Source organism: Streptomyces sp. MMG1533, from assembly GCF_001279775.1.
Lineage (GTDB): Bacteria > Actinomycetota > Actinomycetes > Streptomycetales > Streptomycetaceae > Streptomyces.
The window spans coordinates 1-24,779 of record NZ_LGDG01000262.1 but is presented as its reverse complement, the minus strand read 5'-3'; the positions used below and the strand labels follow the sequence as shown (position 1 = coordinate 24,779).

Below are 24,779 nucleotides of genomic sequence, written 5' to 3'. Positions count from 1 at the left end.
GTTTCCTGGGTTTCCTACCGGGTGAGTAGGGATGAACGGGACGTGACCCTAGGTCGTCATTCTGAGTGGAACCTGAGACCCGGATGAGGAGCACTCACAGGCTCAGGGGTTCTCCCAGGCCGCCGGTTCCGCCGCCAGCGCCTGTACCGGCTCGGGCAGGGCGTCCGCCGCGATGTCGGCGACGGTGACGCCCTCCAGGATCTTGCGGACGTTGGCGCGCAGCGCGATCCACAGCGGCAGCAGCGGCTGGGCCGATCCGGTGTACGCGAGGCCGGTGGGCCGCTCGCCGCGCACGGACACGATGGGCCCGTCGACTGCGCGGATGACGTCGGCGACCGTGATCGCGGTGGCCTCGCGGGCGAGCCGGTAGCCGCCGCCCCCGCCACGCCGGCTGTCGACGATCCCGCCGCGCCGCAGGTCGCCGAGAATGCCCTCCAGGAACTTGTGCGGGATGCCCTGGACGGCTGCGATGGCCTCCGCCTTCACCGGCCCGCCGTCCTGTCGTACGGCGAGCTCCAGCACCGCCCGTACCGCGTAGTCCGCCCGCGCAGAGATCCTCATACGACAATTGTGCGGCGTCCGACCGTACAGAATGACCCAGCACCCTCGGTCGCGGACGATCAGCACAACAGGAGGCGCTCCCTTGGGGCTCAGCAGACGTACTTTCAGCGCCCTCGCCGGCACCACGGCGCTCGGCCTCGCGCTGACCGGCAGCGGCGGCTTCGCGACGAACGCCCGCACGTCCCGCGGCGTGCCCACGGGCCCTCCGCCGAGCCCGCCCACCGCCGACGGCCGCCTGCACTCGGTCGGCTTCGACCGGTACTCGCTGATCATCGACGGGCGGCGGCTGGTCCTGTGGTCGGGCGAGATGCATCCCTTCCGGCTGCCGAGCCCCTCGCTGTGGCGGGACGTCCTGCAGAAGATGCGCGCGCACGGCCACAACGCGGTCAGCGTGTACGTCGCCTGGAACTACCACTCCCCCGCGCCCGGCGCGTACGACTTCACGGGCGTCCGCGACCTCGACCTGTTCCTGCGGACGGCCGCCGAGACCGGCCTGTACGTCATCCTGCGCCCGGGGCCGTACATCAACGCCGAGGTCGACGGCGGCGGCTTCCCCGGCTGGCTCACGGCGACCGGGGGCCGGGCCCGCACCTCGGACCCGACGTATCTGAAGTACGTCGACGAGTGGCTGACCGAGGTGAACGCGATCGCCGCCCGGCACCAGTTCACCAAGGGCACGGGCACGGTCCTGCTCTACCAGATCGAGAACGAGTACGACTCCTTCGTCGGCGCAGACGCCGACGCGACCGGGCGGGACTACATGTCCCACCTGTACAGGAAGGTGCGGGCCGACGGGATCGACGTACCGCTGTTCCACAACGACAAGGGCCGGAACGGTCGCTGGATCCCCGGCTCGTTCGACACCGGGGGCGAGAAGGGGCGTTGGCTGTACGGCTTCGACGGGTACCCCGATCCCGCCCAAGTGCCGCCGGACTGGGGGCACTTCGGGATCGGCGGCCGCAAGGGCGGGGCCACGGCCAGTCCACGGACGCCCGGGTTCGTCCCCGAGTCCGGCGGGGGGTGGTTCGACTCCTGGGGCGGTGCCACCTTCCGAGGGAAGGGGTACGAGGAGGCGCGGCGGACCCGGGACGCGGCCTACGAGCGGCGTTTCCACCTCACCAACCTGGCCAACGGCATCACGCTGAACAACGTCTACATGACCTTCGGCGGCACCTCGTGGGGCTGGCTGCCCGCGCCGGTCGTCTACACGTCGTACGACTACGGGGCGGCCTTCGACGAGGGGCGGGGCGCCACCGGCAAGCTGGCGCCCATGCACCAGCTCGGGCATCTGCTGCAACGCGTACCGGACTTCGCGAAGCTGGACCGGGCGGCGGCGGTGAAGGCGACGGACGGCCGGCTGAAGGTGTACCACCTCACCAATCCGGACACCGGCTCCCATGTCTACGTCGTGCGCAACGACACCGACGAGGACATCTCCTCGACCATGCCGGACGCCGGGATCCCGGTGCCGTTCACCGTGCCGGCCCGGGACGCACTGCTGCTGACCGCTGAACTGGCCCTTGGGCGGCGGAAGTTGAAGTACTCCACCGTGCAGCACATGTTCTGCCTCACCGCGGGGCGGCAGGACATCGCCCTCTTCGCGGGGCGGCACGGCGACATGGCGCAGATCGCGGTCGAGAGCCCACAGGACGTGGAGGCGACGCGGCTGGACGCCGAGGCCGCGTGGAACTACGACCGCGGTCTGCTGCGGGTGAACGCGCCGCTCGGCGTGGGCGGACTGACCCGGGTCAGGGTCGAGGCCGCCGGGTCCGAGCGGCCGCTGCTGCTGCTCTTCGCCGACGACGCGACCGCCCTGCGGATGTGGCCGTTCGACACCCCGTCGGGCACGGTGCTGGTGTACGGCCCCGCGCTGGTGCGCGAGGTGACCGTGCGCGACGGCACGGTGCACGTGACCGGCGACACGACCGACGAGACCGGCCTGGAGGTGTGGGCTCCACGGGGTGTCGGTGAAGTCACCTGGAACGGGCGGCCGGTGCGCACCAGGCTCAGCGTCACCGGCAGCCTGCTGGCCGAGCGGCTGCTGCCCGGCGTGGGCCCGGTGACGCTGCCCGCGCTGGACTCCGGCTGGCGGCGGCGTGCGGAGGACCCGGAGTCCGAGCCCGGCTTCGACGACTCGGCGTGGACGCCCGCCGACAGGAAGACGTCGTACAGCATCACGCCCGTGCCGAAGGGGCACCCCGTCCTCTTCGCGGACGACTACGGCTTCCACTACGGCGACGTCTGGTACCGGGGGCGCTTCACGGACGCGGCCGGCGTCGAATCGGTCTCCCTCGCCTACAGCACGGGCACGCAGGGCCTGCTGATGGCGTGGCTGGACGGGACGGCCCTGGGCACGCACCGGATGCCGGTGCCGGACAGCGGCACGGTGGGTCAGGGCAGTTGGGCGGACACCGCCACCTTCGACCTGTCCGAGAGGCTTCGCGAGGCGCTGCGCGCGGGGGACGGTGAGGGGGACGGTGACCCGCACGTCCTGTCCGTCCTCGTCCGGCGGATGCAGCACGACCAGGACGGCGGGGCGGACGACGCGCACAAGGCGGCCCGCGGTCTGACGGCGGTCACCTTCAAGGGAGCCTCGCCGGAGCCGAAGGTGAGTTGGCGGCTGCAGGGCGCGGCCGAGCCCGACCCCGTGCGCGGGCCGCTGAACAACGGCGGGCTGTTCGGGGAGCGGGAGGGCTGGCACCTGCCGGGCTTCGCGGACGGCGAGTGGAGGACGGTGGACCTCCCGCACGCCGACCACGGCCAGGGCGTCACCTGGTACCGGAAGACCTTCCGGCTGGCCGTCGACGCCGGGACCGACGCCTCGATCGGGCTCACCCTCGACGACGACCCGGACCGCGCCTACCGCGTCCAGATCTTCCTCAACGGCTGGAACATGGGCCAGTACGTCAACGACGTGGGCCCGCAGCACACCTTCGTCCTGCCGAACGGGATCCTGCGCACACGTGGCACCAACACACTCGCGCTGGCGGTCCTGTCCGACGGGACCACACCGTCGGGCCTGCGGGACGTACGCCTGACCCTGCTGGGCGCGGCGGCCGGAGGAGTGCCGGTGACACCGGTGGACTCCCCCGGCCGCTGACCGCGGGTCCTGCGAGCCCTACGCCAGCCGGATCACGTTCCAGGACAGCGGCTCCAGTACGGCGCTCAGGGTGCCGTCCGTCAGGGCCGTGCCCTCGACCGCGTGCGGGGCGACCCGCTCGGGGTCGGTGAGGGTGTTGCGGGCGTCCGGGTCGGCGTCCGCGAGGGCGCTGTGCTCGACGACCGAGGTCAGGTCGAGGCCGTTCAGGGCGACTTCGAGCGGCAGCGCGTCGGACCGGCTGCGGTTGACCGCGAAGACGGTGACCGTGCCGTCCTCGGCGCGCACGGCGGTGGCGTGCAGCAGGTCGGCCTCGCCGTACTTCTTCGTCTCGTACGTCGGTGAGTCGACCCGGACGTCGAGGACCCGGCCGCGGCCGTACTTCGAGGCCTGCGCGAACGGGAAGAACGTCGTCTGGCGCCAGGCCGGGCCGCCCGGCTCGGTCATGATCGGGGCGATGACGTTGACGAGCTGGGCGAGGCAGGCGACGGTGACGCGGTCGGCGTGCCGGAGCAGGGCGATGAGGAGGGAGCCGAAGACGACGGCGTCGGTGACGCTGTAGTTGTCCTCAAGGAGGCGGGGGGCCTCCGCCCAGTCCCGCGCGCCGGAGTTCTCGATCTCGTGCCACTCCGAGATGTACCAGACGTTCCACTCGTCGAAGGAGAGGTTGATCTTCTTCTTGGACTTCAGCCTGGCGCCCACGTGATCACAGGTGGCGACCACGTTCTCGATGAAGGACTCCATGTCGACGGCGGAGGCCAGGAAGGAGTCGATGTCACCGTCCTCGGGCTGGTAGTAGGCGTGCAGGGAGATGTAGTCGACGAGGTCGTACGTCTCCGCCAGGACCGTCGCCTCCCACTCGGCGAAGGTCGGCATGGACTGGCTGGAGGAGCCGCAGGCGACGAGTTCGACGTTCGGGTCGATCTGGCGCATCGCGCGGGCGGTCTCGGCGGCGATCCGGCCGTACTCCTGGGCCGTCTTGTGGCCGGTCTGCCAGGGGCCGTCCATCTCGTTGCCCAGGCACCAGAGGTTGATGCCGAGGGGGTCCTTGTCGCCGTGCGCGGCACGGAGGTCGGACAGGGCCGTGCCTGCGGGGTGGTTGGCGTACTCCTGGAGTTCGAGGGCCTCGGCGACGCCCCGGGTGCCGAGGTTGAGGGCCATCATGGGCTCGGCTTGGGGGCCGACCTTCTTCAGGAAGGCGATGTACTCGGAGAGGCCGAAGCGGTTGGTCTCGGTGGAGCGCCAGGCGAGGTCGAGGCGGCGGGGGCGGTCCTCGGCGGGGCCCACCGAGTCCTCCCACTTGTAGCCGGAGACGAAGTTGCCGCCCGGGTAGCGGATGGCTGTCGCGCCGAGTTCGCGGACCAGGTCCAGGACGTCCGTGCGGATTCCGTCCTCGTCCGCGCAGGGGTGGCCGGGTTCGAAGATGCCGGTGTAGACGCAGCGGCCGAGGTGTTCGACGAAGGATCCGAAGAGGCGGGGGTTGACCTCGCCGATGGTGAAGGCGGGGTCGAGGGTGAAGCGGGCGGTGCTCATGCTTTCCTTTCGGGGGTTCGGTTTCGTCTGCGGGTGATTCGTGGCCGGTCGCGCCCGTGCGGCGGAGCAGCACATAGATGCAGCCCCGCGCCCCTAGAGGACGACTGGCCAGCCGTTGGCTTTCCAGCGCAGTCTGTTCAGCCCCAGCTTCGGTGTGCCGTTGTCCTCTGCGTCGTAGTAGTGGTACGCCAGCCAGTCCCGGCCCCGGTCCTGGAACACCGACTGGCCTCCCGTGCCGATGTACCTGCCGTGCCCGGCCAGCAGCAGGTCGCCGCCGCCCGCCAGCATCGGTGTGCCCTTGCTGTCGACGTACGGGCCCGTCACCGAGGTCGACCTGGCCACCCTGATCTTGTACGTCGAGTTCACCCCGGCGCAACAGGCGTCGTAGGACGCGAAGAGGTAGTAGTGGCGGCCGTGTTTGACGACGTACGGGCCTTCCACCGCGTATGGCGCGTCCGGGCGCGTCGCCAGGTGGTGAACCGTGGTGCCCTCGACCGCCTTGCCGGTCCGCGGGTCCAGCTCCACCATCCGGATGCCCGTCCAGTACGAGCCGAAGGTCATCCACAACCTGCCGTCCGCCCTGATGAGCGCGGGATCGATGGCGTTCCAGGTGTCGGTCGTCTCGGAGGTGAACACCTTGCCGTGGTCGGTCCAGGTGCCGGGAAGGCCGGTCGGGGAGGTGGCGGCGCCGATCGCGGAGTGGTTGGTGCCCCAGGAGGAGACAGCGTAGTAGAGCCAGTACCGGCCCGCTCGATACGAGATGTCGGGGGCCCACGGGTCGCCGGTGTCGTTGTACTCGTACCACCAGCTCGGCGGCTCGGCGAAGGCGTTGCCGGCGTCGTCCCACCGGACGCGGTCCTTCGATGTGCGGGCGCCGATCACTCCGCCGGTCGAGTAGGCCACGTAGCCGCCGGACTTGAGACGGATGACGGTCGGGTCGTGGATGATCTGCTGGCCGGTGACGGGCTGGGGGTCGGGGTAGGCGGCGGTCGCCGAGGCCGTGGTGGGCAGCAGGGCGAGGAGGGCTGCGGCGACGATCACCGCGAGTCTGTGGCGCTTCAACTGTGTAGCTCCTTCGGGGGAGTTACTGGCCGGCGAGGCCGGTGTGCGCGACACCCGCCACGATCTGGCGCTGGAAGAAGACGAAGACGATGATCAGCGGCAGGCCTGCCATGAGGCCGCCCGCCATGAGCTGGGCCCACTGGATGCCGTAGGAGTTCATCACGGTGGCGATGCCGTTCGGCATGGTCATCAGGTCGGGGTTGTTGGTCACCATGTACGGCCACAGGAAGTTGTTCCAGGAGGCGATGAAGGTGAAGATGCCGACCGCCGCGAGGGAGGGGCGGGACAGCGGGAGCACGATGGTGAAGAAGACGCGCCAGCGGCCGGCGCCGTCGATGAAGGCCGCCTCCTCCAACTCGCGCGGGATGCCCTGGAAGAACTTGTAGAGGATGTAGACCATCGCGGCAGGCGCGCACTGCGGCAGGATCATGCCCCAGTAGGTGTCGACCATCCCCATCTGCTGGACGGTGGTGAACAGCGGCACGCCGAGCACGGCGGGCGAGACCATCAGGCCGGTCATGACGAGGCCCATCAGGGCGCCCTTGCCGCGGAACTCGGTGCGGGCGAAGCCGTATCCGGCGAGCGCGCTCACGAACAGCACGACGGCCGTCACGCACACCGAGACCACCAGCGAGTTCACGAACCAGTTGGTGATGTTGCCGGTCTCGAAGATGGCCTTCCAGGCCTGACCCGTCCACACCTTCGGCAGCCAGTGCGGCGGCACCTCGACGGCCTCGGTCTCGGACTTGAGGGAGGTGAACAGGGCCCAGGCGAGCGGCGCGAGGAACACCGCGGAGACGGCGGCGCCGAGGAGGGTGAGCACGATCTGGCTGGGTGTCCAGGACTTGCGGGGCTTGACGCGTATCGGTGCGGCGGTGGTCATCGGCCGCTCTCCTCACGGTTGCGCAGCAGCCACATCCGTGCGAGGGCGACGGCCGCGATGATCACGAAGAAGATGATGGAGATCGCGGAGGCGTAGCCCACGCGGTAGCTGGTGAAGCCCTCTTCGAGGGTGTACTGCACGAACGTCCTGGTCGATTCCTCGGGGCCGGGGGTGAAGTCCATCATCACGACGGCCTGGTCGAAGACCTGGAGCGAGGCGAGGATCTGCAGGGCGATGACGAGGCCGGTGATGTGGCGCATCATCGGCAGCGTGATGTGGACCATGCGGTGCCAGGCGTTCGCGCCGTCCAGCTTGGCGGCCTCGTAGAGGTGCGCGGGGATGCCCTGGAGGGCGGCGAGGTAGAGCAGGAAGCTGAAGCCGACCGTCCACCACAGGGTGCAGATGACGACGGCGAGCATGGCGTACGACTTGTCGGTGAGCCAGGGCGTCTCGACGCCGAAGACGTGGTTGATCATCCCGGTGCCGGGGTTGAACAGCCACTGCCACAGGTTGGCGGCGACGGTCGACGGCAGCAGGAACGGGGCGAAGAAGCACAGCCGCCACAGCCACTTGGCGCGCTCGATGTGGTGGGCGAGCATCGCGAGGAGAAAGGCGAGGACCGTGATGCAGGGCACGACCAGGAGCGTGAAGTACGCGCTGTGGCCGAGCGAGTCCCACATCAGGGGGTCCTTGAGGGCCTCGCGGTAGTTGTCGAGGCCGATGAAGTTCGCGCCGTCGCCGGAGATGTTGGCGTCCGTGAAACTGAGGTAGAGGCCGCGCAGCAGCGGCCAGACCACGAACAGCGCGAACAGCGCCAGGAACGGGGCGACGAACCAGCCGCCGTGCTGGAAGCCCTGTTTGCGGCGGAGCGTGGCACTCCGTGCGGCGACCTTCCCCCGCGCCGGTGCGATCACGGTCTGGGCGCTGGTCGCCATCATGCGGCCGTACCTCCTTGCGCGGCGGTCTTGCCGTCCATGGGGTTCTTCATGGCGAGCAGTTGGGTGAGTGTGCCCTTCATCCGGCGGGCGGCGGCCTCCGGCTTTGCGGAGCCCATCGTCGAGGAGACGACGATCGGGCCGACGCGCTGGGCGAGGATGCCGGTGGAGCCCGCGAACCACACCTTCGGCTCGGTGGCCTGGTGGTCCATCGCCGAGACGTACTCGTTCTGCGGGCTCAGCTTCTTGTAGGCGGCCGTGGACAGGGTCGGCGTGTAGGCGGGGATGTGGCCCCCTGCCGCCCACTGCCGGGCGTGCTTGACGACGTAGGCGGCGAGCCGGTGCGCGCCGTCGTCGGTGGCGCCGCCACGGTCGGACTGGTGCGGTAGCACGAAGGAGTGCGACTCGGCGTGCGTGGCCTGCTTGCCGAAGACGGGCGGCAGCGGGGTCGCGCCGTAGTCGAGCTTCGCGCCGGAGAAGACCGGCACCGACCAGTTGCCCTCCCAGGTGAAGGGAGCGCCGTTGATGAACTGCTCGCCGTCGGCGGCGCCCGCGACGCAGTATCCGTCGGTGACGTGCCGCCGCAGGAACTCCAGGACCTGGACGGCCTTGTCGGTGTCGAAGGTGACCTCGGTCTTGGCGTCGTTGAAGTACGTGCCGCCGAGCTGGGTGTAGAAGGCGACGAAGAACCACCACATGAAGTTCTGGTCGTTGGCGTGCAGACCGAGGGTCTGCAGCCCCTTCTTCGTGGCCTTCTTCGCCTCCTTCAGCACGTCGAACCACTCCTCGGTGGAGGTGACCGGGACCATCCGGCCGTCGTCGCCGAGCAGGCCCGCCTTCTTCAGCACGTCCTTGCGGTAGAAGCAGAGCTGGACGTGGATGTCGAGCGGGAGGGCGTACAGCTTGCCGTCGATGACCGCGCGCTTCCACAGCTCCGGGTTGAAGTCCGCCTCCCGCACGCCGTACTTGGCCAGCAGGTCGACGTCCCAGGGGTCCAGGAGGCGGCCGGGCGAGAAGCCGGTCACCCGGCCAAGGTGCATGACGCCGAGGTCCGGTGCGCGGTTGCCCGCCGCCGCCATGGCCAGCTTGGTGTAGAAGGGGCTGCCCCACTGGAGGGTGGAGTCCTTCACGTCGATGCCGGGGTTCTCTTCACGGAAGGCGTCCAGCATCGCGATCATGTTGTAGCCGTCGCCGCCGCTGAAGAGGTTCCAGTAGCGCACGCGGGTCTGTGAACCGGATGCGAGCGCGTCGGCGCCGGTCCCGAGTGCGGCGAAGCCGAAGCTGCCCGCGACCGTGAGGCCGCCCGCCGCGGCCAGTAATTGCCTGCGGTTGAGGCCAGGTTGTCCCATTCCTGCCCTAACTGTTCGATATGCCGAATGATGCCCGTAACTTCGAACGGGACCGTAAGTTCGAAGCGCTTGCGCGTCAATGGTTCGGGCAGAAATGGACCGCACCGAAAACCGGACCGAAAAGAGGCCGCAAGGCTTTCGAAAAGCGATCGTTCCCGGTTGAACCACGGTCGCGGGATCGCATGACGCGGACACTTCCGGGCGCGTAATCTCGAACGAGCCGCCGAACGGCGGTGAGAAGGGGGAACGATGGACATCGCGGGCGCGCGGAGGACTGCGTCCCGGATCGCCGCGGCGCTGCGGAGTCCGCGGCGCGGCGCCACGATGCGGGGCCTGGCGGCCGATCTCGCCACCGCCCTGCGTGCCAGACCCCGTCCCCCGGCCGGCATCCGCGAGTTGTGCGCGGCGCTGTGCGAGGAGATGAGCGCCCGCCGCGGCGGGCGGCCCCTCGAACTGCGCTTCGAGCGGTTCCCCGACGAGATCGAAGTGACCGGCCTGTGGGTGGAGTTCCAGGACTTCGACCTCGTCATCGTCGAGGAGCGGGCCGAGGCCGTGCAGCAACTGGTCATCCTCGGCCACGAGTTGTGGCACATGCACGCCGCGCACACCCACCACCACGCGGCGGGTACGGCGGCGGCGCACGCCCTGACCGACCGGCCCGGCTGGAAGAACGTGGCGCTGACCGTGGCCGCCCGTGACGGCTCGCGGGAACAGGACGAGGCCGAGGCCGACGACTTCGGCCACCGCCTGGCCGCCGTCTTTCGGCCCCTGCTCTCCCGCGACGCGGACACGAGCGCGCCCCTCGACCCGGTGCAGCGGTCCATGGGCTACCGCGGACGCGGAGGTACGGCGCGGTGATCACCGCCTTCGCACCAGTGGGCGGTTCCCCCCACCTGGTGGCGGGTCCGGCGGCCCTCGCCCTGGACTCGGCCGGCCTCCTCAACGACCTGCACATCTCCTTCTGGCTCCCGACCGCGGTCCTGACCGCCGCCCTGGCGATCAAGCTGCCCAGCATCGTCAGGATGTGGCGGGACCCGCTGCTGCGCGCCGTCGGCGGCCTGCTGCTCTTCGCCTGCGCGGTGTTCGTCTTCGCGGCCCCGGGCACCATCGCCTGGACCAACCGGGTCACCGGCGTCCCGAACATCTCGTCGCCCTGGGTGTACTCCCTGCTGACCACGCTCTGCGCGTCCTGGCTGCTGCTGATCATCACCTGGCGCAACGGCCTCACCGACCGTGCGGACCGCACGCGCCGCGCCACCCGGTGGGTCGTCTCCGTCTACGCGGGGGTGATCGTCGCCCTGTGGGTGCTCTTCGCGCTCGCCGACACCCCGGTGGAGCGGCTGCGGGACCTGGACACGTACTACGCCAACACGCCGTTCATGCGCGAGCAGATCGTGCTCTACCTGATCGCGCACACCGTGGCCTCCACGGTCACGGCCCGGCTCGTCTGGAACTGGATCCGCACCGACGGCCTGGACGCCTGGCTGCGCTGGGGGCTGAGGCTCCTGGGTATCGGCTTCACGACGAACCTGTTCTTCGCCGTGTTCAAGCTCACCGCCATCGTCGCCCGCTGGACCGGCCACGACCTCGACTGGCTGTCCACCAACCTGGCGCCGTCGGCCGCCTGTGTCGCCGCCACCCTGGTCGCGATCGGCTTCATCGTCCCGCACGCCGGGCAGTACCTGCAGGAACGCTGGCGCGTCCGGGTCCGCCACCGGCGGCTGCGGCCCCTCTACCTGCTGATGCGGACCGCCACGGGCGGCCGCGAGCCGTTCACGCTGCGCGCCACCGCGGAACTGCGCCTGATCCGCCGCGAGACGTTCATCCGCGACGGGCTGCTCCATCTGTCCCGGCACCTCGACGAGGACCTGCGCGCACGGTCCTACGACGCCGCCGTCGCCCTCGGCTTCGAGCGCGGCCAGGCGCAGGCCCTCGCCGCCGCCGTGACGATCCTGGACGCCGCCGCCGGACCACAGCGGTCCGCGGAGGGGGCCCCGGAGGCCGGCTCCGAGGAGCGGTCAGCGGAGCCGGACACCACGTATCTGCTGCGGGAGATCCAGGCCGTCTCCGAAGCCCTTCGCCGCCCCGACGACATCAAGGCGGTGCGCGCCCGCGCCGCCGCCCCGGCAGAGAGCGTGTCCGCGCATGACTGAACCGCCCACCCCCGCCAGAACCGCCGTCGTCCTGGGGGGCTCCCACACGGGCATGCTCGCGGCGCGCGCACTGGCGGAGTTCGCCGACCGGGTCGTCGTCGTCGAACGCGACGTACTGCCCGAAGGCCCCGGGCCCCGCAAGGGCCTGCCGCAGGCGCGGCACGCCCACATGCTCTGGTCGGGCGGCGTACGGGCCGTGGAGGAGCTGCTGCCGGGAGTCACCCGGGTGCTCCGGGAGGCCGGGGCGCGCCGGGCGCCGGTGACGACGGACATGGTCGTCATGGGCCCGCGGGGCTGGTTCCGGCGCTGGCCCGAGTCCCACCACGTGATCCTGGCCGGCCGGGACCTGCTGGACGCGACGATCCGCGCGCGGGTCCTCGCGGACGAGCGGATCCAACTGGTCGACAAGGCGGAGGTGTCGGGGCTCGAAGGGACGGCGGACGCGGTCACCGGGGTGCGCGTGCGGGTGCGCGACGAGGGCGAACGTGTCATCGAGGCTGCCATGGTCGTCGACGCCACCGGCCGCGGCTCCGGGGCCTCCCGGTGGCTGACGGCCCTCGGGCTGCCCGAGGCGGAGCGGCGCGAGGTCGACTCGGGGCTGGTGTACGCCAGCCGCCTCTACCTCGCCCCCGAGCAGGCCCGGGACGGCTACCCGGTCGTCAACGTGCAGCCCGATCCGCGGGACGGGGTCCCGGCCCGGGCGGGTTTCCTGCTGCCCATCGAGGACGGCCGGTGGATCGTCACCCTGAACGGCACCCCCGGCGGCGAACCCTCCGCCGCGAGCGAGGACTTCGTGCGGTTCGCCCGCGAGGAGCTGCGGCATCCGGTGATCGGCGAACTGCTGGAGCAGGCCGAGCCGTTGTCCGACGTCTCGGTCACCCGCACGACCCTCAACCGCCGTTACTTCTACGAGCGGATGCCGGCCTGGCCCGAGAACTTCACCGTCCTCGGCGACGCTCTCGCCGCGTTCAACCCGCTCTACGGCCACGGCCTCGCGGTCGGCGCCCAGAGCGCCCTGATCCTGCGGGACGTGATACGGCGTCAGGGCTGGGGTGCGCCGGGACTGTCGCGTCGGATCCAGAAGGCGGTGGCCCGGCCGGCCGGCGCGGCCTGGGACCTCGCCATAGGCCAGGACGTGTTCTATCCCGGTGCGACGGAGCACGGCCCCACGCTCAGGGACCGGCTCCTGGCCGCGTACGTCGGCCGGCTCATGTACACGGCCACGGGCAACGGCCGTATCGCCCGCCGGGTGACCGACGTGACGTCGTTGGAGCGGGGTGCGGCGGTGCTGCTGACGCCGTCGGTGTTGTTGGCGGCGGCGGCCGGTCCGCTCAAGCCTGCGCTGAGCGGACCGCCGTTGACAGAGCTGGAGCGAAAGGCGGCGGGGCTTAAGTGACGCCCGTCGAGCTGCGGGCAGTCGTGCCGCTGGGGCGGGCGGCTCCCGACCCGAAGAGGCGCGGCACCCCCTCAGCGCCGGGCTGCGCGACCCACCCCCTGGCGCCGACCGGCCTCAGCCTTCGAACGCCGGTTGCTGCAGCCCCTTCCCCGCGCCCCGCACGACCAGCAGCGACCCCGCCACCGGATGCGGCGCGGACAGGCCCACGCGGGCTGTCGTGATGTACAGGTCGGTCAGATCGGCGCCGCCGAAGGCACAGGCCGTCACCCTCGGTGTGGGCAACTCGATCACGCGGTCCAGTCCGCCGTCCGGCGTGTAGCGACGCACCGCCCCGCCGTCCCACAGCGCGACCCACACACAGCCGTCGGCGTCGACCGTGAGGCCGTCGGGGAAGCCGGCGCCCTCCTCGATCTCCACCAGCGGGCGCCGGTTCAGCGCCCGGCCGTCCGTGAAGTCGAAGACGTCGACGCGGCGGGTCGGCGAGTCTATGTAGTACATCAGCCGGCCGTCGGGGCTCCAGCCCGTGCCGTTGCTCACCGCCACGTCGTCGAGGACGACCTCGGCCGTGCCCTCGCCGGTGATCCGGGACAGTGTGCCGCCGCCGGGCGCCTCGTCGTAGCGCATGGTGCCGGCCCACAGGGAGCCGTCGGGTGCGACGGCGGCGTCGTTGGCGCGGCGGCCGGGGACCGGCTCGTGGCGCAGCCAGCGGAAGGTGCCGTCCTCGTCCAGCAGCGCCACCCCGTCGCGCAGGTTGAGGACGAGCCCGCCGCCCGCGCGCGGTTTGACCGCGCCCACGTGCTGGTCGGTGGTGCGGGAGGTGCGACGGCCGGACACCGGGTCGTAGGTGTTGATCCGGGAGCCCAGGATGTCGATCCAGACGAGCCGGCCGGCCGCCGCGTCCCATGTCGGGCCCTCGCCGAGGGTGGCCTCCGCCCGGACCGCCACCTCGTACGCGTACGTCATGCCACGCTCCGGTGGCCGAGCCGCTCGGACAGTTCGGCGGCGCCCTTCGCGGCGAGCTGTTCCAGCTCGATACGGCGGTCGTCGCTCCAGCGGATCATCGGCACCGAGATGGACAGCGCGGCGACGACCCGGCCGGTGCGGTCGCGGACCGGCGCGGCCACGCAGGAGACGTCCGGGTTCGACTCCTGTCTCTCCACGGCGATCCCGCGCGCCCGGATCCCGGTCAGGGCCTGGCGCAGGGCGTCCGGGTCGGTGATGCTGTTGGGCGTCATCGCGAGCAGGTCCGCGTCGTCCGGGATGCGCGCGGTGAGCTCGTGCTCGGGGAGCGAGGCCAGCAGCATCTTGCCGACGGAGGTGCAGTGGGCGGGCAGGCGCCGGCCCGCCGCGGAGACCATGCGCACGGCGTGCGTGGAGTCCACCTTGGCGATGTAGATGACGTCGGTGCCCTCCAGGATGGCCACGTGCACGGTCTCGTCGCAGGTCTCGGCGACCGAGCGGGCCACGTGCTGGCCCTCGGCGGCGAGGTCGAGCTGCTCGGCGTACCGGCTGCCCAGCTGGTACGGCCGCACCCCCAGCCGGTAGCGTCCGGGCTGACCGGACACCTGGACGATGTACTGCCGGGCGGCGAGCGTGGTGACCAGCTCGTGCACGGTGGTGCGTGGCAGCTGCAGCCTGCGCACTATGTCGGGGGCGGACAGCGTGCCGTCCCCGTCGAGGAAGAGCTCAAGAATGTCGAGAGCCCGGGTCACCGCAGGTACAAGACGTCCCACGACCGGCCCCCTCCCTTGCGTCTAAGGCGCCTGTGTTCGAAATTTCAACAGACGATCGGCATGACGAACACAGGCTAGTCACATGCCTTTGCCCGGGCAATGGGCGTGCGTGATCGGCACCCCTGATCGTTTCAGAACAGCTGCGGATACGGGCACCGCTCCAGCGCGCCCTCCGGGCGGTCGGACCACCGCCACCAGACGTGCCGCCCGGCGCAGCGCAGGACCACGCGGCAGACCCGGCGGGAGTCCTCCTCCCGGCGGGCCAGGAGCATGCCGCCGCTGGTCAGCGGCCCGTCGCAGTCCGGGCAGGCGGGGTCGGCGGGGCCGGCTTCCGTGGACATGCCGTGCAGCGTACGCCCACGGCTCACCCCCGCTCCCGCATCTCCCCCAGCGTCCCGCGCAGCCGCTGCGCCCGCAGCACCAGTTCCAGCTCGAAGCGGCGGTCCGGGTCGTCGATCTCGGCGCCCCACAGCTCCCTGATCTGCCGGAGCCGGTACCTCACCGTCTGCGGGTGGACCCCCAGCCGTGCCGCGACCTCCGGGGCCCCGCCCCTGGTCTCCAGCCACGCCAGTAACGTCTCCGCGAGTCGTCGGCCGTGGGTGGGGCCACAGTGGGTCAGCGGGGCGAGGCAGCGAAGGGCGAGGTCGTCGATGAGTTCCTCGGGCTGGAGGAGGACGAGGGCCTCGGTGTGCTCGGTGCAGTAGAGGACGCCGCCCACCGGGAGCAGATCGCGTTCCATCAGGCGTACGGCCGCCTCGGCCCAGCGCAGCGACTTCGCCGCGTCGGCGAGCGGGACCGGCGGGCCGATCGCCCCCGCCCATCCCGTCAGGGCCCGGTGCAGCAGTTCCGGGCGGCCGGCGGCGGCCGGCTCCGGGACGACCATGCGGGGCTGCTCGTACTCCATGTCGAGCAGGACCCCCTGCCCCACCGCGGGCGCCACCGCCTCCCGCGCCGGGCGCAGCAGTACGCCCACCGCGACCTTGCCGGGCAGCGGCCAGCCGATGCGGGCGGCGCGTTCGGTGAGGGCGTCGGCGGGGTCGCCTCGGTGGTGTTCGGCGAGCAGCAGTTCCATCAGACGGCGCTGGAGCCTGAGGCGCTCCCCGGCCTGCCGTGCCGCCGCCTCCGCGTAGCCCCGTACGGACTGGTCTACGAGGCCGTCCAGGTACTCGTAGCCCGCGTCCACCAGCTCGTACATCGCCGGCGGCGGGATCTCCACGCGCTGGCCGATCTCCGCGAAACGGCGCCAGGCCAGCCGTACGCCCATGCGGTAGATCGCCTGGAGCGAGTCCAGGCTGCGGCCGCCCAGGCCCTCGCCGCGGCCGAACTCCTGGAAGACGCCGGGCGGTACGGTCGGGCGGCCCTCGGAGTGCTGGGAGTGCTCCAGGTGCTGGACGAAGACCTCGATGGCCCGGCGGATGCCGATCAGGGCCATCGGTTCGCCCGACTCGTCGAGGACCTCGGGCAGATGCGGGTACTCGCGGCGGATCTCGCGCAGGATCTCCTCGGCGAGCGCGGGCGCCTCCGCCATGGCGATGGCCGCGAACCGGCGGACCTTGGGGCGGGGCACGTCCTGCCAGGCCGAGCGGGTGGTGACGGTTGCCGGGCGAGGCGTCACGGGTCAACTCCCCTGGCCCGTTTGCTCGTACGTGATCAAGGGGGAGTTGGGCTGGTCGGGCGTCGCTTCGAGCAGCGCGACGACGCCGAGTGCCGCGCCCACGGCGAGGGCGGCGCCGAGCGCCACGGCGAGGGCGGCGGCAAGCAGTCTGGACATCGCAGGGTCAGCCTCTCTGTCCGGCTCGATCCGGAGGTCCCACCCCGGCGTCCCACCCTGCCTGTGAGGCCCAGTGTCGACAAGCCGTCGCGGTCCGTCAAGAGATTGACACTCCGTGAAGAGGCGCCTACGGTTCCCGGCCCATAGAGCGGCCCGAACTCCGTCATCCCACGCCCCAGGAGTGCCCGGATGCGCCGTACAGCCTCATCTCTCTCTTTGATTCTGCTGGGACTTGGCACGTTTCTGCTGGTCCTGGCGCCCCTGCTCGCCTGGTACGTGGAGCCCCGGGCCGCCGTGAATCCCATCGACATCGACACCACCGCCGTCTACCGCGGCACGGGCAGCGTCTTCGACACCGAGCGTGTCGAGACCGTGCCCGACCAGCGGATCACCGTCACCCAGCGGGTGCGCGGCAACGTCGCGGACAGCGAGCGCAGCGGCGCCGCCGTGTGGGACGTGACGACCACGGTCGACACGGACAAGTCGCTGCCGGCCGCCGACCCGCACGACGCGCTGGACTTCGTACCGCACCGCTGGGTGATGGACCGGAAGACCACCGAGCCGGTGCACTGCTGCCGAGAGACCCCGTACATCGAGGGCGAGGCCTATCTGAAGTTCCCCTTCGACGTGCAGAAGCGCTCCTACCGCTGGTGGGACAACTCCCTTGGTTCGACGGTCACGTTGAACTACCGGGGTACGAAGAAGGTCCAGGGGTACACGGGTTACCGGTTCACCGGCACCGTCCCGCCGTCGAAGGTCGGCTCCCGGCTGGTGCCGGGCAGCATCGTCGACCAGCCCGACCGGCCGCAGGTGCTGGCCGAGGAGTGGTACTCCAACCACGGCGTCGAACTCGTCGTCGACCAGGCCACCGGCCGCGTGATCTACGCGCAGACGGGCCCGCGGCGGACGCTTCGGGCGCCCGGCGCGGACGAGGACGCGGCGGTCCTGCTGGACAGCCGGAAGATCGCGTTCACCACCGCGACGCAGCGGGAGGCGGTGCGGCAGGCCGAGCGGGACAGCGGTCAACTGCGCGCGGTGGGCAGGACGTTGCCGATCGGGGCGGCTGTGGCCGGATTCGTGCTGGCGGTCGTGGGGGGCGTTTTGGTGGCACGGGGACGCAAGCGCCCCGAATCAGAGGAAACATCCGATACGCCCAGGGTTCCTCTCACGATATGACGTGACGTCAGCTCTAACAAAGCCGGAAATTGTCACTTCCGTGAGTAGCCGTGACGAACGGCGGGGCGAAAACTGTCCACCCCACCCCGAACACAGTCCGTCCACACCCACCTCGCAACAAGCACCCAGATCCCCCACAGGAACCGAAAACCCTCTTCCCCCACGCTGAGTTCCGCACCCTGAGACGAGTTGGAGCACCCATGCCCCAGCACGTGCCATCCCCGCTGCGCGCCCCGTTCCCCCGGGCGTCGCAGCACCCTTCGGCGCTCCCCCCACCGCCGCGCCGAATCGTTTTCCTCGCCCATCGAGATCTGGACAACCCGGCCGCCGGCGGCTCCGAGCTGCTGGTCGACCGGCTCGCCGACGGCCTGACCCGGCTGGGTCACCAGGTGACCCTGCTGTGCGGCGGTCCCGCCGCCTACCGGGACTACCGGGTCGTGTCGGCGGGCGGCGAGTTCGGCCACTACCTGCGCGCCCGCTCGGCCTTCGCCCGTCAGGTCGGCGACTGCGACCTGCTGGTCGAGGTCTGCAACGGCATGCCGTACCTGGCACCCCTCTGGCACCGCGGCCCCACGCTGTGCCTGGTCAACCACGTGCACACCGACCTGTGGAAGATGCGGTTCGGCGGCGCACTGGCCCCGGCCGCGCGCATCGGCCGAAGACTCGAGCACTGGGCCCTGGCCGGTGCCGCCCAGCACCGGGGCCTGCTGGTCGCCGTCTCCCCCTCGACGGCCCACGCCCTGCGCGGGATCGGCGTCGACCGCGATCGCATCCGGGTCGTGCACAACGGCGTGGAGGAGCCGGGCCCGCGGGCCGACCGCTCGCCCGAGCCGCTGTTCGTCGCGGTGGGCCGGCTCGTCGAGTACAAGCGGATCGATCTGCTGCTGAGACTGTGGGAGCGGGTGCGGCCGGTCACCGGCGGCCGGCTGGTGATCGTCGGCGACGGGCCGGAGCGGCAGCGTCTGGAGCAACTCGCCGGTCCCGGCGTGGAGTTCACCGGGCATGTCTCCGAAGCCGAGAAGCACCGCCTGCTGTGCGAGGCCTGGCTGCTGCTGCACCCCTCCGCGGTGGAGGGGTGGGGCCTGGTGGTCACGGAGGCCGCCGCCAGGCAGACCCCCTCCATCGCCTTCGACGTCCCCGGCCTGCGCGACTCGGTCGTGGACGGCGAGACGGGCGTCCTCGCCCACGGCGAGTCGTCCTTCGCGGCGGCCTGGTGCACGCTCGCCCTGTCCCACCACCACCGCGAGCTCATGGGCAAGGCGGCCCGCGACCGCGCGGCCCGCTACCGCTGGCACCGCACGGTCAGGCAGTTCCGCGCGGTGGCCGCCGAGGCGGTGCGGAGCTGGCCCCCGTGACCGGGGCACCGGGTCTGAAGGACCCCTCGATACGCCGTTCCCTGGCCCTCTTCCGTGCCTTCCTGCACGAGCAGGACGACCCGGAATCCTGTTACTCGCTGCTCGCCCGGGACGCCGTCGACCAGGTGGAGGCCTACGACGGTCCGGTCGCCGGCCGCACGGTCGTGGACGTCGGCGGCGGCAGCGGCCACTTCACCGCGGAGTTCCGCAGACGCGGCGCCCAGGCCCACCTCTTCGAGCCGGACGTACGGGAGCTGGGTGAGAAGCCGCCCGAGGGGACGGTGATCGCCGACGGCTATCTGCTGCCGCTGTACGACGGGGTCGCGGACGTCACCTTCTCCTCCAACGTCCTCGAGCACGTGGCCGATCCGCAGACCTTCATCAGCGAACTGGTGCGGGTGACCCGGCCCGACGGACTGATCTACGTGTCGTTCACCAACTGGCTGTCCCCGTGGGGCGGTCACGAGTGGGCGCCCTGGCACTACCTGGGTGCCGAGCGGGCCCGCGCCCGCTACCGGCGCCGTACCGGAAAGGCCGCCAAGCACACCCTCGGCGAGAACCTGTTCGCCGTGCACATCGGCCCGACCCTGCGGCAGGTGCGCGCCCGTGACGACGTCAGGGTCGTCTCGGCGCGCTCCCGCTACTGGCCGTTCCTCGCGGAGACCGTGGTCAGAGCTCCCGGGATCCGCGAGGTGGCCACCTGGAACCTCCTCCTCATCCTCCGGCGGTGTCCACCATGACGACGTCCACGGTCCAGGCCCCCCCTCCGGCGGCCGTCCCCACCACCGCGATCATGTCGGGCCCGCCTGAGGGCCCGAGGTCACGGCGTTGGCTGCTGGGGTTCTGGGCCGTGGTGTTCGTGCTGCTGATGGCGGTGCATCCCGGCCGCCAGACCTTCGACACCAAGCTCGGTGTCACCACCGACCCGGGCCGGTTCCTCTCCGACCTGGGCCAGTTGTGGCACGACCAGGGCTCGTTCGGCGGGATCGCGGACCAGTACGTCGGCTATGTGTGGCCGATGCTGCCGTTCTACTGGCTGGGCCACGCCGTGCAGCTGCCGGTGTGGCTGGTGGAACGGCTGTGGCTGTCGCTGGTCGTGTCGGTGGCCTTCTGGGGTGCCCTGCGGCTCGCCGAGCGGCTGCGCATCGGCGGCGGCGCGTCCCGGCTGCTCGCCGCGGTGGCCTACGCGCTGTGGCCGGTGTTCACGATCGTGGTCGGCTCCACGTCGGCCGCCGCGCTGCCCGGCGCGTTCCTGCCCTGGGTCCTGCTCCCGCTCGCCGACGAGCGCTACAGCGCCCGGATCGCGGCCCTGCGCTCGGTACTGATCGTCCCCTTCATGGGGGGAGTCAACGCGTCCTCGACCCTCGCGGCCCTGCTCCCGGCCGGCCTCTACCTCCTCTCCCGCCCGCCCGGCCCCAGGCAGCGCAAGCTGATCGCCTGGTGGGTGCCGGGCGTGATCCTGGCGACGGCCTGGTGGTGGATCCCACTCCTCCTGCTCGGCACCTACGGCGAGAACTTCCTTCCGTACGTGGAGAGTTCGCAGACCACGACAGAGACCATGTCGGCGACGGAGGCACTGCGCGGCGCCGGCAACTGGGTCGCCTATCTGCACCTGGTCGACGCCTGGCTGCCCGCGGGCTGGACGGTGGCGTCCGCGGTGGTCGTGATCCTCTGCTCGGCGTTCGCGGCCGGGCTGGGGCTCGCGGGGCTGGCCCGGCGGGACATGCCGGAGCGGCGCTGGCTGGTGCTGACCGTGCTGGCGGCGGCGCTGGTGCTGCTCGCCGGGTACGGCGGCCCGTTCGGGGCGCCCTTCCACGAGACGGTGCAGGACTGGCTGAACGGCGGGCTCGCGCCCTTCCGTAACATCTACAAGTTCCAGGCGGGCCTCGCCCTCGCCCTGGTCCTGGGCCTCGCCCACCTGGTGGGCGTGGCGGCCGAGTCGCGCGGCGCACGCGAGGTGCGGGGCCGCCGTTTCGCCCCGCTGATCGCGGCGGTGCTGATCCTGCCCGGCCTGATGTGGCCCTACCTCAACGGCTCGATCCTGAATCCCGGTTCCTTCCAGGAGCTCCCCAAGTACTGGCAGTCCACGGCCGACTGGCTGGAGAAGTACTCGCCCGACTCGCGCGCCATGGTCGTCCCCGCGACCGCGCACGGCATCTACACCTGGGGCTCCCCCATCGACCAGCCCCTCGACGTGCTCGCGGAGTCCCGCTGGGCGCAGCGCGATTACGTCCCCTTCGGCACCCCCGGCAACCGGCGCGCCATGGACGCGGTGGAGGAGGCGCTGCTGACCGGGGGTGAAGTCCCGGGCCTCGCCGACTACTTGAGCCGGGCCGGCGTCTACTACGTCGTCGTCCGCAACGACCTAGACCCCGACCAGATCGGCAACGTGCCGACCTCGACGGTGAAGCGGACCCTGGAGCAGTCCGGCTACCAGCGGGTGACGGGCCTCGGCCCGCTCATGACGGGCGGCAAGATCCAGCCCGACACCCCGCTCCAGGTGGAGGGGCTGTATCCGAGGCAGCGGGCGGTGGAGATCTACCGTCCGGCGAGCGAGGACGTGCGGCGGCCCGGGCAGGCCGGGCTGACGCCGGTCGCCGACACGGCGGTCGTCTCCGGCGGGCCGGAGGCGCTGCTGCCGCTGGCGACCGAGCTGCGGGGCCGGGCCACCGTCCTGACCGGCGACAACCATCCCGGCCTCGGCACCCCGCCGCTCCAGGTGGTCGGCGACGGACTGCGCCGCGCCGACACCCGCTTCGGCCTGATCAACGCGAACACGTCGTACACGTACACCCGCGACGAGCGCAACGCGTCCGGTGCCGCCCAGGACGCCGGTGACAAGCCGCACCAGATCCTGCCGACGACCGGCCAGGACCACCAGACGGTGGCCGAACTGCGCGGCGCCCGCACGGTCACGGCGTCCTCGTACGGCAACTGGCTCTTCCACCTCCCCCAGTTCGACCCGGTGAACGCCTTCGACGGCAACCCGGACACGGCGTGGGCGGAGGGCGTGGCGGGCTCGCCGAACGGGCAGTGGCTGCGGATCGGCTTCACCGGCAAGCACGACATGCCGTCGTCCTTCAAGGTCACGCCGTTGCCGCAGGAGACCGTGCGGTCGGCGGCGACGCGGGTGCGGGTGGAGACGGAGAACGGGTCGGTGACCAGCTTCCTCCGGCCCGACGGTTCGACGCAGAGCGTCAAGGCGCCCGAGGGCTCGACGAGCTGGATGAAACTGACGATCATCGACTCGGTGGCCCGGCGGACCGGCCTCGCGGGCGCGGGCTTCTCCGAGATCGACCTGCCGGACGTCCAGGTGACCCGCCTGCTCCGGCTCCCCACCGACGCCGGGAACACGGACGCCTCCGCCGAGGTCGTCTCCCTGCACCGCACCGCCGACCCGGCCGGATTCTCCCCGACGGGCACGGAGGCGGGTCTGCACCGCCGCTTCGCCACGGCGACGGCGGGGACGTACGACGTGAAGGCGAGCGCGGTCCCGGTGACCGGCGAGGAACTCGACCGGATGCTGTACGAGATCGCCCCCGACCAGGCGGGCCGCATCACGGCGACCGCCGATTCCACGGCCGCGCTCGGCGCGGGCCTGTCGGCGCGCAACCTCACCGACGGCGACCTGACCACGGCGTGGATCGCGGGCGACCGCCCGACCATCCACCTGCGCTGGCCCGACAAGCAGCCGGTCGGCGAGATCGTGCTGCCCGCCGCGGGCGGCCTGTCCGCCCGTCCCGCCGAGGTCGACATCAGCTCCCCCGACGGCGCGGTGATCGCCGGCGTCGACGAGAACGGCTGGGTCCGCTTCCCGCCGATCACCACGGACCGCCTCGACATCACCATCACCAAGGCCGCCCCGATGACCCTGCACAACCCGGTCGCCGACGAGGACCTGCAACTGCCGGTCGGCCTCACGGAGGCGTACATCCCGGCCCTCGACCGCTACCGCACACCCCAGCCGAAGGCGACTCGCACCTTCTCGCTGCCGTGTGGGAAGGGGCCGGTGCTGGCGGTGGACGGGGAGCTGTACCAGACGAGCGTGAAGGGAACGGTGCGCGATCTCACCGAGCGCCGTCCGGTCGAGGTGACGCCCTGTCAGTCGGGGCGCGACAACAGCGAGTTGGAGCTGTCGGCGGGCTCGCACCGGGTCGAGGGCGGCGACGCGGGACCGCTCACGCTGACCGACGTGACACTGACCCGGGGCACGGTCACGCAGCCCACGCCGGTCGCACGCGATCTGCGGATACGGGACTGGCTCGGCGACCGGCGCGCGGTGACCGTCGGCTCGGGCGCGGCGTCCTACTTCACGACCTACGAGAACTACAACGACGGCTGGAAGGCCACCCTGAACGGCAAGGAACTGTCGTCGGTGCGGCTGGACGGCTGGCAGCAGGGCTGGCGGATCCCGGCGGGGGCCGGCGGCACGGTGAAGCTGTCCTACGAGCCCTCGACGACGTACGACGCCGGGCTGATCGGCAGCGGGGTGGCGCTGGTCGCCCTGCTGGGCCTGGTGCTGTGGCGGCGGCACGCCCCCAACCCGGACGACCCGCAGCCGCTGCCGCCCCCGCCCGGCGTGTGGCTGGGCACGGTGGCGCTCACGCTGGTGGGCGCGGTGATCGCCGGGTGGTTCGCGCTGCTGGTCCCGGCGCTGGCCCTCCTCGCGTACCGACGGCACTCGCTCCTCGTACCGATCGCGTTCGTGGCCCTCGCGGGGGCGGGGATCGCGGCCGCGGTGGGGGCCGGGGAGCCGGTGGGCGCGGAGGAGGGGGCGTTCGGCCCGGCGGCCCAACTGCTGGCACTGATCGGGCTGTTCGCGGGGCTGGTGAGCGTGCGGGACCTGAGCGGGACACCGGCGGCGTCCGAAACACCGGCAGCGGCCGAGGCACCGGCAGGGTCCGAGGCACCGGCAGGGTCCGAGCCGCCGGCAGCGTCCGAGGCTCCGACGCGGCAACTGCCCCCGGTCGAAGTGAACAAGGGGAGGGGCGAACCCGCATGACCAGCACACCGCTGCGCATCCCGTTCCCGGTGGTGGACGAGGTGGCCCGGCACTGCCTCCAGGAGGAGGAGCCGGAGACGGTCCACATCGAGGTGCATCTGCCGGGGCACCTGGACCCGGCGCGCCTGCGGAAGGCCTTCACGGAGGCGCTGCACCGGCACCCGCGCATCCTGATGCGGGAGGCGCGGGGCCGGTGGTACCGACGCCGCTACGAGTGGGAACTGACGGCGGATCCGGACGTGGAGGTGGTGAGCTTTCCGGCGCCGGGGAGGGACGCGCTGCGGGATGCGCGGACCAGGGCGCTGATGGAGGCGCCGTCGCTTTCGGCTTCGCCGCCGGTGCGGTTGGAGGTGGTGGAAGGGGCGGGGCCGGCTGAAGGCAGCGAGGCGACGGACGCAGTCGGTGCGGCTGCCGCGGCTGCGGGTAGCCGCGCCGCCGCATCGGCGCCCGTCCCGGCAGCGGCAGGCAGCGCCACGCGGCCAGCCACAACCACAACCACAGCCGCATCCGCAACCGCAACCGCAGCCGCAGCCGCAGCCGCGGGCAGTGGTGCCGCCGGGGCGGCTCCCGACCCGCAGAGGGCGGCACCCCGCGAACGCGGGCAGGCACCCCCACCCCCCGCCGGCAGCCCCGGCCGGCGTCCGCCGGGCACCGTCCTCTTCCTCACCATCAACCACACCGCCCTCGACGGCCCGGCCTGCCTCCGGGTACTCGCCACCGCCGCGGAGCTCTACGGCGGCAAGGACAACGCCCCCGCGGCCCCGCCCCTCCGC

Annotated in this window: 19 protein-coding genes and 1 pseudogene; 9 read left to right on the top strand and 11 right to left on the bottom strand. The window is 71.6% G+C overall.

Annotated elements, in window-relative coordinates; translation table 11 throughout:
• Positions 1-102: 102 nt before the first annotated feature.
• Entirely contained in the window at positions 103-561 is a 459-nt protein-coding gene (locus tag ADK57_RS39665; protein WP_053754572.1) for an RrF2 family transcriptional regulator, read from the bottom strand.
• An 82-nt stretch (positions 562-643) separates the two neighbouring features.
• Between ADK57_RS39665 and ADK57_RS39660 the strand changes: the two genes are divergently transcribed.
• Complete coding sequence (locus ADK57_RS39660; protein WP_053754571.1) at positions 644-3,661, top strand: glycoside hydrolase family 35 protein; 3,018 nt, start codon at positions 644-646, stop codon at positions 3,659-3,661.
• Between the two features lie 18 nt (positions 3,662-3,679).
• Here ADK57_RS39660 and ADK57_RS39655 read toward each other — a convergent pair whose 3' ends face one another.
• The 5 genes from ADK57_RS39655 to ADK57_RS39635 form a co-directional block, all read right to left on the bottom strand.
• Entirely contained in the window at positions 3,680-5,191 is a 1,512-nt protein-coding gene (locus ADK57_RS39655) for an alpha-N-arabinofuranosidase (protein ID WP_053754570.1), read from the bottom strand.
• A gap of 93 nt (positions 5,192-5,284) precedes the next feature.
• Entirely contained in the window at positions 5,285-6,253 is a 969-nt protein-coding gene (locus ADK57_RS39650; protein ID WP_053754569.1) for an arabinan endo-1,5-alpha-L-arabinosidase, read from the bottom strand.
• 22 nt (positions 6,254-6,275) lie between these two features.
• Complete coding sequence (locus tag ADK57_RS39645; protein WP_053754568.1) at positions 6,276-7,136, bottom strand: carbohydrate ABC transporter permease; 861 nt, start codon at positions 7,134-7,136, stop codon at positions 6,276-6,278.
• Complete coding sequence (locus ADK57_RS39640; RefSeq protein ID WP_107091761.1) at positions 7,133-8,074, bottom strand: carbohydrate ABC transporter permease; 942 nt, start codon at positions 8,072-8,074, stop codon at positions 7,133-7,135. The genes ADK57_RS39645 and ADK57_RS39640 overlap by 4 nt, the downstream gene beginning before the upstream one ends.
• Positions 8,071-9,420, bottom strand: coding sequence for an extracellular solute-binding protein (locus tag ADK57_RS39635; protein ID WP_053754567.1), 1,350 nt, complete (start codon positions 9,418-9,420; stop codon positions 8,071-8,073). Before ADK57_RS39635 ends, ADK57_RS39640 begins: the two co-directional genes overlap by 4 nt.
• 249 nt (positions 9,421-9,669) lie before the next feature.
• Here ADK57_RS39635 and ADK57_RS39630 point away from each other — a divergent pair, with 249 nt between their 5' ends.
• From ADK57_RS39630 to ADK57_RS39620, 3 genes are read left to right on the top strand one after another with little or no spacing between them, the layout of a single operon-like run.
• The gene (locus ADK57_RS39630) at positions 9,670-10,278 is read left to right on the top strand and encodes a toxin-antitoxin system, toxin component family protein (protein ID WP_199830783.1); all 609 of its coding nucleotides are present in this window, start codon (positions 9,670-9,672) and stop codon (positions 10,276-10,278) included.
• Positions 10,279-10,316: 38 nt separating this feature from the next.
• A complete protein-coding gene (locus tag ADK57_RS39625; protein ID WP_053754599.1) occupies positions 10,317-11,573 on the top strand; it encodes an MAB_1171c family putative transporter in 1,257 nt (418 codons plus the stop codon).
• The gene (locus ADK57_RS39620; RefSeq protein WP_107091760.1) at positions 11,566-12,969 is read left to right on the top strand and encodes an NAD(P)/FAD-dependent oxidoreductase; all 1,404 of its coding nucleotides are present in this window, start codon (positions 11,566-11,568) and stop codon (positions 12,967-12,969) included. Before ADK57_RS39625 ends, ADK57_RS39620 begins: the two co-directional genes overlap by 8 nt.
• 114 nt (positions 12,970-13,083) lie before the next feature.
• Here ADK57_RS39620 and ADK57_RS39615 read toward each other — a convergent pair whose 3' ends face one another.
• The 5 genes from ADK57_RS39615 to ADK57_RS50695 form a co-directional block, all read right to left on the bottom strand.
• Positions 13,084-13,932, bottom strand: a complete 849-nt coding sequence (locus tag ADK57_RS39615) for an SMP-30/gluconolactonase/LRE family protein (protein ID WP_053754566.1) — start codon at positions 13,930-13,932, stop codon at positions 13,084-13,086.
• Positions 13,929-14,702, bottom strand: coding sequence for an IclR family transcriptional regulator (locus tag ADK57_RS39610; protein ID WP_053754565.1), 774 nt, complete (start codon positions 14,700-14,702; stop codon positions 13,929-13,931). Before ADK57_RS39610 ends, ADK57_RS39615 begins: the two co-directional genes overlap by 4 nt.
• A gap of 131 nt (positions 14,703-14,833) precedes the next feature.
• On the bottom strand, positions 14,834-15,043 hold the full coding sequence (locus ADK57_RS39605) for a hypothetical protein (RefSeq protein ID WP_053754564.1): 210 nt from the start codon (positions 15,041-15,043) through the stop codon (positions 14,834-14,836).
• A gap of 23 nt (positions 15,044-15,066) precedes the next feature.
• Complete coding sequence (locus tag ADK57_RS39600; protein WP_053754563.1) at positions 15,067-16,317, bottom strand: PucR family transcriptional regulator; 1,251 nt, start codon at positions 16,315-16,317, stop codon at positions 15,067-15,069.
• A gap of 3 nt (positions 16,318-16,320) precedes the next feature.
• Positions 16,321-16,473 (bottom strand): hypothetical protein, encoded by a 153-nt coding sequence (locus ADK57_RS50695; RefSeq protein ID WP_199830782.1) that lies wholly within the window; start codon positions 16,471-16,473, stop codon positions 16,321-16,323.
• A gap of 189 nt (positions 16,474-16,662) precedes the next feature.
• Here ADK57_RS50695 and ADK57_RS39595 point away from each other — a divergent pair, with 189 nt between their 5' ends.
• From ADK57_RS39595 to ADK57_RS39575, 5 genes and pseudogenes are all read left to right on the top strand, one after another.
• Positions 16,663-17,649 (top strand): DUF3068 domain-containing protein, encoded by a 987-nt coding sequence (locus ADK57_RS39595; protein WP_053754562.1) that lies wholly within the window; start codon positions 16,663-16,665, stop codon positions 17,647-17,649.
• Positions 17,650-17,849: 200 nt separating this feature from the next.
• On the top strand, positions 17,850-19,004 hold the full coding sequence (locus tag ADK57_RS39590; protein WP_053754561.1) for a glycosyltransferase family 4 protein: 1,155 nt from the start codon (positions 17,850-17,852) through the stop codon (positions 19,002-19,004).
• The gene (locus ADK57_RS39585; RefSeq protein WP_234390553.1) at positions 19,001-19,744 is read left to right on the top strand and encodes a class I SAM-dependent methyltransferase; all 744 of its coding nucleotides are present in this window, start codon (positions 19,001-19,003) and stop codon (positions 19,742-19,744) included. The genes ADK57_RS39590 and ADK57_RS39585 overlap by 4 nt, the downstream gene beginning before the upstream one ends.
• On the top strand, positions 19,741-24,006 hold the full coding sequence (locus tag ADK57_RS39580) for a DUF3367 domain-containing protein (RefSeq protein WP_053754560.1): 4,266 nt from the start codon (positions 19,741-19,743) through the stop codon (positions 24,004-24,006). Before ADK57_RS39585 ends, ADK57_RS39580 begins: the two co-directional genes overlap by 4 nt.
• A pseudogene (locus tag ADK57_RS39575) lies at positions 24,003-24,779 on the top strand (hypothetical protein); the annotation flags it as partial. The gene ADK57_RS39580 and the pseudogene ADK57_RS39575, both read left to right, overlap by 4 nt.